Raw genomic sequence first — 8,583 nt, forward strand, 5'->3', positions numbered from 1 at the left:
AGACCTCCTTGTACCACCTGCTCTTACAGGTGATGTTCCGCCTTCCTCCGGAGCGGATTCATCACCTGGCCTTCGCTGCGATGCGCCTGGTCACGCGGTTCTCGCCGCTGCGCCAACTCGTCGGCAGGGTTCTCGTGGTGGACGATCCGATTCTGCGGAACACCGTGTTCGGACTCGACTTCCCGGCGCCGCTCGGGCTGGCCGCCGGGTTCGACAAGGACGCCACCGGCGTCGACGCCTGGGGTCCTCTCGGATTCGGGTTCGCCGAGGTGGGCACCGTCACCGCCCAGGCGCAGCCCGGCAACCCGGCTCCCCGCCTGTTCCGGCTGCCCGCGGACCGCGCCCTGATCAACCGGATGGGGTTCAACAACCACGGCGCAGGCAACGCGGCCAATCACCTGCGTCAGCGCCGGGCCGGTGTCCCGATCGGCGCGAACATCGGCAAGACCAAGATCGTCGACGCCGCGGACGCCCCCGCCGATTACACGGCGAGCGCGCAACTGCTCGGCCCGCTCGCCGATTTCATGGTGGTCAACGTCAGCTCACCGAACACCCCGGGACTGCGCGACCTGCAGGCCGTCGAATCTCTCCGGCCGCTGCTGCGTGCGGTTCTCGACACCGTGACCGTCCCGGTGCTGGTGAAGATCGCCCCGGACCTGTCCGACGACGACGTCGACGCGGTCGCGGATCTCGCCCTCGAACTCGGCCTCGCCGGCATCGTCGCGACCAATACCACCATCCGCCGGGACGGGCTGAACACCCCGGATGACGAGGTGACCGCGATCGGCGCGGGCGGCTTGTCCGGACCTCCGGTCGCGGAACGATCCCTCGAGGTCCTGCGCCGCCTGCACGCGCGGGTCGGGGATCGTCTGGTGCTGGTCTCCGTCGGCGGCATCGAGACGGTCGACCAGGCGTGGGAACGCATCCTGGCCGGTGCGTCCCTCGTGCAGGGGTACACCGGCTTCATCTACGGCGGCCCGTTCTGGGCTCGCCGCATCCACAAGGGGCTGGCCCGGAAGGTGCGCGAGGCCGGCCACTCCTCGATCGCCGATGCGGTCGGCGCCGGCGCCGTGCGCTGACGGAACCCGCACCGAGCCCGGTGGCCGGCGAATCCCGAGGATTCGCCGGCCACCCGTGTTTTCCGGAACTACCGGAGTTACTGCTGCTCGTACGTCCCCTGGATCTTCGCGCGGGCGATGGCGTGGGAGAACAGGTTGAACCCCAGGAACGCGGGCGTCGAGTCGGCCGTGACCCCGTCGAGGGTCTCCACGTCGACCGCGTGGACCACGAAGATGTAGCGGTGCGGCCCGTGACCTGCCGGCGGGGCGGCGCCGAGGAAACGACTCAGTCCGGCGTCGTTCTTCAGCGTGATCGCACCGGCCGGGAGCCCGGTGCCGTCGTCGTCGCCCGCGCCGCTCACCAGCGTGGTCGTGTCGGCCGGGATGTTGGCGACCGCCCAGTGCCAGAACCCGGATGCCGTCGGCGCGTCGGGGTCGTACACCGTCACCGCGAAGCTCTTGGTCTCGGCGGGGAACCCCGACCACGACAGCTGGGGTGAGTTGTCGTAGCCGCCGGCGCCGAAGATTCCGCTGACCTGTTCCTTGCTCAGCGGCTGCCCGTCAGTGACGTCGGTGGAGGTCAGCTCGAAACTCGGCAGGTCGGGAAGGGCCTCGTACGGGTCGTGTGACATGCGGTTCCTCTCGTGTCGCGTATCGGTTTTCGATCAGCTGTGGAGCAGAAAATGTTCCAGCACGCGTGTACCGAACAGTAGTGCGTCCACGGGTACCCGTTCGTCGACGCCGTGGAACAGCGCGCTGAAATCCAGGTCGGCGGGCAATTGCAGCGGTGCGAATCCGAAGCACCGGATGCCGAGCTTCGCGAACGCCTTGGCGTCGGTTCCTCCCGACAGCATGTACGGCACGGTCCTGGCGCCGGGGTCGTGCGCGAGGATGGCGTCGTTCATGGCGTCGACCAGGTGCCCGTCGAACGTGGTCTCGTAGGAGTCGAGCTTCGTGATCCATTCGCGCTGGACGTCCGGTCCAATGAGCTCGTCGACCGTCGCCTCGAATTCGGCCTGCCTGCCGGGCAGGATCCGGCAGTCGACGACGGCCTCCGCAGTCTGCGGGATGACGTTGGCCTTGTAGCCGGCGGACAGCATCGTCGGGTTCGCGGTGTCGCGGAGCGTGGCACCGAGGATGTTGGCGATGGTGCCGAGTTTCGCAAGGGTGCCGTCGAGGTCGGGCGACGTCGGGTCGAAGTCGAGTCCGGTCTCCTCCCCGGCCGCTTGGAGGAATTCGGCCACCGAATCGGAGATGACCAACGGGAATGTGTGCGCCCCCAGCCGGGCGACCGCCTGCGCCAGGATGGTGACGGCGTTGTCGCCGTGCAGGAACGAACCGTGCCCGGCCCGCCCCTTCGCGGTCAGCCGCATCCATCCGAGGCCCTTCTCCGCTGTCTCGACGAGATAGAGCCTGCGGTCCGTGCCGTCCGGGCGGGCGACTGTCAGGGAGAACCCGCCGACCTCGCCGACGGCTTCCGTGACACCCTCGAACAGATCGGGACGATTCTCGACCAGCCACTGGCAGCCGTACTTGCCGCCGGCCTCCTCGTCGGCGACGAACGCGAACACGAGGTCGCGGGGAGGAACGATGCCCTCCGCCTTGAACTGGCGGGCGACCGCCAGGATCATCCCGACCATGTCCTTCATGTCGACGGCGCCGCGACCCCACACGTAACCGTCCTCGACGGCTCCGGAGAACGGGTGGACGCGCCAATCGGCCGGTTCGGCGGGGACGACGTCGAGGTGACCGTGCAGCAACAGTGCGCCGCGGTCGGGGTCCGAACCCTTCAGCCGCGCGAAGACGTTGCCGCGGCCCGGTGCGCCCGACTCCACATATTCGGTCTCGTAGCCCACTTCCTGCAGCTGGGACGCCACCCACTCCGCACACTCGCGCTCGCCCTTCGTCGTCGCGAGCTCTCCGGTGTTGGACGTGTCGAAGCGGATCAATGAACTGACGAGATCCACGACTTCGGCTTCGGCGCGACCCTGGCCTGGGGTTTCCTGTGTAGTTGGCACTCCACTTTCCTACCACCGGTCAGGTGGAAACGCTCAGGTGAGAGGGGCGATTTGGGCCGTGGCGGTTCATCGGTTAATCTTTTGCAGCACCCAGGAAATGGGGGCAGGCAAGTCCGAGTGGCGGAATGGCAGACGCGCTAGCTTGAGGTGCTAGTGTCCTATTAACGGACGTGGGGGTTCAAGTCCCCCCTCGGACACTCTGAGTTGAGACAGACGAAAAAGCCCCGGTTCACTGAACCGGGGCTTTCTTCGTGAGAGGGCGAAGTTCGATGGGCGAAACAACGACGATCGATCCGGCGGATCTGGAGATCTGCCTGAAAGTTCTCGATCTGGCCGCAGACCTCGACGACGCGGATCCCGATTCCGTCACGGTCCAGCGTGCTGTCGGTCACCTTTTCAAGAAGCTGAAGAAGCGCAGGCGGATCGCGGCCCGCGACGCCGTCTCCGAGGCCGACCGCAAGGTCGTCGCCGCCACCGCGACGGGTTCCCCCGACCGGATCGACGACGAGACCGCGGGCATTCTGCTGACGTCGAACGCCGACGGCGCGTCCGCGGGCACCCTGATCCGGCCCCGCCCGTGCTACATCTGCAAGCAGCGCTACACCCGGGTCGACGCGTTCTACCACCAGTTGTGCCCCGAGTGCGCGGCGAAGAGCCGGGCCAAGAGGGACGCGCGCGCCGACCTCACCGGACGCCGCGCGCTGCTGACCGGTGGTCGCGCCAAGATCGGCATGTACATCGCCCTGCGGTTGCTGCGCGACGGCGCCCACACCACCATCACGACCCGCTTCCCCAACGACGCCATCCGCCGCTTCAAGGCGATGGAGGACAGCAGCGAGTGGATCCACCGCCTGCGCGTGGTCGGCATCGATCTGCGCGACCCGGCGCAGGTCGTCGCGCTCGCCGACTCCGTCGCCGCCCAGGGCCCGCTGGACATCCTGATCAACAATGCCGCGCAGACGGTGCGACGCTCGCCCGGCGCCTACAGCGCGCTGGCGGACGCCGAGTCCGGTGCGCTGCCCTCCGGCGACCTTCCCGACGTCCTGACGTTCGGCAAGACGAGCGACGCCCACCCGGCGGCGCTCGCCGGGTCGCTGTCCGACGTGTCCGTGATGGCGGGCGCCGCACTGTCCCCCGACGCGGTGAGTTCGCTCGCGCTGGTCGCGAAGTCGGCGTCTCCCGACCGGATCGACCAGGGTCTCGCGATCGACGCCGGCGGTCTGCTGCCCGATCTCGCGCACACGAACAGCTGGGTCCAGACGGTCGAGGAAGTCGACCCGATCGAGCTGCTCGAAGTGCAGTTGTGCAATTCGGTCGCCCCGTTCATCCTCGTCTCCCGGCTGCGTCCCGCGATGTCGGCGGCAGGTGCCCGCCGCAAGTACGTGGTGAACGTCTCCGCGATGGAGGGCCAGTTCAGCCGCGCCTACAAGGGTCCGGGGCATCCGCACACCAACATGGCGAAGGCCGCCCTGAACATGCTCACGCGCACCAGCGCGAAGGAGATGCTCGAGGACGGCATCCTCATGACAGCGGTGGACACCGGGTGGATCACGGACGAGCGGCCGCACTACACCAAGATGCGCCTGGCAGACGAGGGTTTCCATGCCCCCCTCGACCTCGTCGACGGCGCCGCCCGCGTCTACGACCCCATCGTCCAGGGCGAGCAGGGCGTCGATCTGCACGGCTGTTTCCTGAAGGACTACGAGCCCTCACCCTGGTGATCGGGCACCACGCGGCTCCCCGTTCGAGAGCATCGACACAGCAGGAGCACTCTCCGGCACGGGGATAATGGACGTGGTACCGATCCCTGAATATGGAGGCGCTTCATGGCGATAGCCGTTGTCCACCGAGACAGCCCGGAAGGCCGGGCGGCCATCGTCCACGCCGCCCGCGAGGCTGTGCAACGACGGGAACAGCTACTCGTCCTCCACGTCCTCGACGACGACCCCGGTCAGGATGCCGAGTCCGACCGGTCCGCTCTGCGCGCCGAGATCCAGGCGACGCTCGAGAGTGGCGGGGTCGGCGAGTCGTCGTGGGAACTGCGCACCAGCGAACACGACGGCGATCAGGTGAGCGCACTGCGCGCGCTGGTGGACAGCAGCGGCGCGGACCTGCTCGTCGTGGGCACCCGGCGCATGTCCCCGGTCGGCAAGTTCCTCCTGGAACGTTGGCTGCAGCGGCTCCTGCTCGAGGTCGACATTCCGATCCTGGTGGTCAAGGACGAGGCGCGCGGCTCGGCCTGATTCCGCCCCCGAGCCCGTTACCCCGTGAACCCGGCAGACCGCGCCTACGATGGCGTTGGGGGGACACTTCGAAGGTCAGGGGTGCATCGATGGGGAGCGTGGTCTTCTACGAGGTCGTCGCCGGCGCGACGGTCGTCGCACACCTGATCTTCATCCTCTACGTCGTGTGCGGTGGCTTTCTCGCCTGGCGGTGGCCGCGGACCATCGCCCTCCACCTGGCCGCGGTCGCCTGGGGATTCACCGGCCTGATCGTCGGCATCGACTGCCCGCTGACGCATCTGGAGAGCTGGGCCCGGGTCCGCGCCGGGCAGGACCCGCTCCCCTCGTCCGGGTTCATCGCCCACTACATCACCGGCGTGGTCTACCCGGAATCCGCCGCGGGAGCGATCCAAACACTCGTGGCGCTGGGCGTCGTCACGTCGTGGGCCGGTTACGTCGTGCTGCGGGTCCGCACCCGGACACCCCTCGCACCGACCCGCCCCGGCGGTGCCGGACTCTGACCCCACCCTTCCCTACCGACGAGTAGGGTCGTGCCATGACAGACAACACGCGTGAATTGGATCTCGTCGTCTACGGGGCCACCGGCTTCGTCGGCAAACTGCTCGCCGACTATCTCGCTCAGCACGCCCCGGACGGTGTCCGGATCGCGCTCGCGGGACGGACCGCCGCCAAACTGGAGGCGGTGCGGTCCTCGCTCGGTCCGCGCGCGGCAGACTGGCCCGTCATCGTCGCGAACTCCGACGACGCCGCGTCGCTCGCCGCCCTGGCGGGACGCACCCGCGTGGTCGCGACGACGGTCGGGCCCTACGCCAAGTACGGACACGCACTCGCCGCCGCCTGCGCCGAGGCGGGCACCGACTACGTCGACCTCACCGGGGAGGTGCTGTTCGCCCGCGAGAGCATCGACGCCAACCACGAACGGGCCCGCGAGACCGGCGCCCGGATCGTCCACTCCTGCGGTTTCGACTCCATCCCGTCCGACCTCGGGGTGCACGTCCTGCACGCGAAGGTCCGGGAGGACGGCGCCGGCGAACTCACCGACACCACCCTGGTGGTCACGTCGCTGCGCGGCGGCGTCAGCGGCGGCACGATCGATTCGCTGCGCACTCAGGTGGACGTGTCCAAGAAGGACGCGGCGTCGCGCCGTCTCGCGGCCTCTCCGTACTCGCTGAGCCCCGACCGGTCGAAGGAACCCGATCTCGGCAAGCAGACCGACATGGGCGTGGTCGACGGCAAGACCATCGCGCCCGGCGTCAAGGGTTGGAAGGCACCGTTCTTCATGGGCCCCTACAACACGCGGGTCGTGCGGCGCAGCAACGCGCTCCGCGACTGGGCGTACGGCCGGGAATTCAAGTACCGCGAGGTCATGAGCGTCGGCAGTTCCCCGATCACGCCGGTGATCGCGGGTGCGGTGACGGCCGGCCTCGGCGCGCTGATCGCCGGCATGGCCCTCCCGCCCACCCGGTACGTCCTCGACCGCGTCCTGCCCTCACCGGGCGACGGTCCCAGCGAGGAGGCGCAACGCAACGGCCACTTCACCGTCGACCTGTACACGACCACCACCACGGGCGCGCACTACACGTCGCGGGTGAAGGCGAAAGGTGACCCCGGCTACCGCGCCACCGCGGTGATGCTCGGCGAATCCGCGTTGAGTCTCGTCCTCGGCGGCGCCGCGCTGCCGGACGCGGCGGGCGTCCTCACTCCGGCGACGGCGCTCGGCGACGTGCTGGTTACACGGCTGCGCGACGCGGGCTTCGAGATCTCTGCGCGAAAACTGTGAGCGGTCGGGCGCGTGTGAAGATGACACGCGCCCACCCCTGCCGCTAATGTCGAACCCTGTGCGCGGACAGCCGTGCACACGACGAGAGATTCGGGAGTTCGAGTGAACGGCACGAGCGCGCAGGCAGGCCCCGCGGCCTCGCTCGCCCTCATGCCCTTCTGGCCCTCCCGCCGAGGCCATGCCTTCGACCAGGGATGTTGCTGACCAGCCTGCTCGCTGGTCTTTGCTGTCCTGACGGTTCGCTCTCTCGGTCGGAGTCTCGATGTTCAAACTCTTGATTTTCACGCTGGTCGGCGTGGGTGCCCAGCTGGTCGACGGCGCCCTCGGCATGGCGTTCGGCGTGACTGCGACCACCCTGCTCGTGTTCAGCGGCGTCGGGCCTGCCCACGCCAGTGCAGCCGTGCACTTCGCCGAGGTGGGCACCACGCTCGCCTCCGGCGCGTCGCACTGGCGGTTCCGCAACATCGACTGGCCGCTCGTCCTTCGTCTGGGCGTTCCCGGCGCCATCGGCGCGTTCCTCGGCGCGACGGTGTTGTCGCAGTTGTCGACTGCCGCCGCCGTCCCCGTGACATCCACGATCCTGCTGGCGATCGGCGTCTACGTCCTCCTCCGCTTCTCGATCCGCCCTCCCGCCGTCAACGACGCCCGGACGTCGCCGCACACGGCGAAGTTCCTCTCACCGCTCGGACTGTTCGGTGGATTCATCGACGCGAGCGGTGGCGGCGGCTGGGGACCGATCACCACCAGCACGCTGCTCTCGCGCGGCAAGACCGCGCCGCGCACCGTCATCGGCTCGGTCAGCGCGTCGGAGTTCCTGGTGTCCGCCGCGGCCAGCATCGGATTCATCTTCGGGCTCGGCAGCGACTTCTTCGACAACATCCCGATCATTGCGGGTCTGGCGCTCGGCGGAATCATCGCCGCACCGGTCGCCGCGTGGCTCGTCAGCCGGGTGCCTGCGACCCTGCTGGGCACCGGTGTCGGCGGCATCATCATCATCACCAACGCGCAGAAGCTGTTCAAGACGTTCGACGTGACGGGGGCCGTCGCCGTCCTCGGCTACGCCGCTCTCGTGGCGGTGTGGGCCGGACTGCTGGTCGTCGCCTGGCGCCGTTCGCGTCTCAGCGCCGCAGAGGCCGCGGGCGATCTGCACCGGATCGACGCCGAGATCAACACGCCCAGCGAGCCGGAAGCGCAGCCCCTGGAGCCGTCGACCGGCGGCGAGAAGGCCTGACCTCACCTCACCCTCCGCCCGATCGAGAAGCCGCCGGACATCTGCCACACCGCATCCCTACCAGCGGGTAACATTGGTCGCGGTTCATGGCACCCGTCCGGTGCTCCGATAGCGGAAGGTGAGTCATTTCATGACTGAGCGTGTTGAGGTCGGCGGTCTGCAGGTCGCGAAGGTGCTCTATGACTTCGTGAACGAGGAGGCGTTGCCGGGGACCGGGATCGACGTCGACGGTTTCTGGTCGGGTGCGGTGAAG

The 8,583-nt window shown here is 68.6% G+C and carries 8 protein-coding genes and 1 tRNA gene; 7 read left to right on the top strand and 2 right to left on the bottom strand.

Going from position 1 to position 8,583, the window contains the following annotated elements; translation table 11 throughout:
• The first annotated feature begins 8 nt into the window (after positions 1-8).
• Positions 9-1,079, top strand: coding sequence for a quinone-dependent dihydroorotate dehydrogenase (locus CA951_RS11865; RefSeq protein WP_087557016.1), 1,071 nt, complete (start codon positions 9-11; stop codon positions 1,077-1,079).
• Positions 1,080-1,156: 77 nt separating this feature from the next.
• Here CA951_RS11865 and CA951_RS11870 read toward each other — a convergent pair whose 3' ends face one another.
• On the bottom strand, positions 1,157-1,690 hold the full coding sequence (locus CA951_RS11870; protein WP_087557017.1) for a YbhB/YbcL family Raf kinase inhibitor-like protein: 534 nt from the start codon (positions 1,688-1,690) through the stop codon (positions 1,157-1,159).
• 33 nt (positions 1,691-1,723) lie between these two features.
• Positions 1,724-3,076, bottom strand: coding sequence for a M20/M25/M40 family metallo-hydrolase (locus CA951_RS11875; RefSeq protein WP_087557018.1), 1,353 nt, complete (start codon positions 3,074-3,076; stop codon positions 1,724-1,726).
• Between the two features lie 111 nt (positions 3,077-3,187).
• Here CA951_RS11875 and CA951_RS11880 point away from each other — a divergent pair.
• The 6 genes from CA951_RS11880 (at position 3,188) to CA951_RS11905 (ending at position 8,330) form a co-directional block, all read left to right on the top strand.
• Positions 3,188-3,273 (top strand) — tRNA-Leu (locus CA951_RS11880).
• 72 nt (positions 3,274-3,345) lie between these two features.
• The gene (locus CA951_RS11885; RefSeq protein WP_087557019.1) at positions 3,346-4,797 is read left to right on the top strand and encodes an SDR family oxidoreductase; all 1,452 of its coding nucleotides are present in this window, start codon (positions 3,346-3,348) and stop codon (positions 4,795-4,797) included.
• A 105-nt stretch (positions 4,798-4,902) separates the two neighbouring features.
• Positions 4,903-5,319, top strand: coding sequence for a universal stress protein (locus CA951_RS11890; RefSeq protein WP_087557020.1), 417 nt, complete (start codon positions 4,903-4,905; stop codon positions 5,317-5,319).
• 89 nt (positions 5,320-5,408) lie between these two features.
• On the top strand, positions 5,409-5,819 hold the full coding sequence (locus CA951_RS11895) for a DUF2784 domain-containing protein (protein ID WP_087557021.1): 411 nt from the start codon (positions 5,409-5,411) through the stop codon (positions 5,817-5,819).
• Positions 5,820-5,854: 35 nt separating this feature from the next.
• Positions 5,855-7,099: a trans-acting enoyl reductase family protein gene (locus CA951_RS11900; RefSeq protein WP_087557022.1), complete on the top strand. Its 1,245-nt coding sequence runs from the start codon at positions 5,855-5,857 to the stop codon at positions 7,097-7,099.
• A 262-nt stretch (positions 7,100-7,361) separates the two neighbouring features.
• A complete protein-coding gene (locus CA951_RS11905; protein ID WP_087557023.1) occupies positions 7,362-8,330 on the top strand; it encodes a sulfite exporter TauE/SafE family protein in 969 nt (322 codons plus the stop codon).
• Positions 8,331-8,583: the final 253 nt, after the last annotated feature.

This window comes from Rhodococcus sp. NCIMB 12038 (assembly GCF_002165735.1).
In the GTDB taxonomy this organism is placed as follows: Bacteria; Actinomycetota; Actinomycetes; order Mycobacteriales; family Mycobacteriaceae; genus Rhodococcus_F.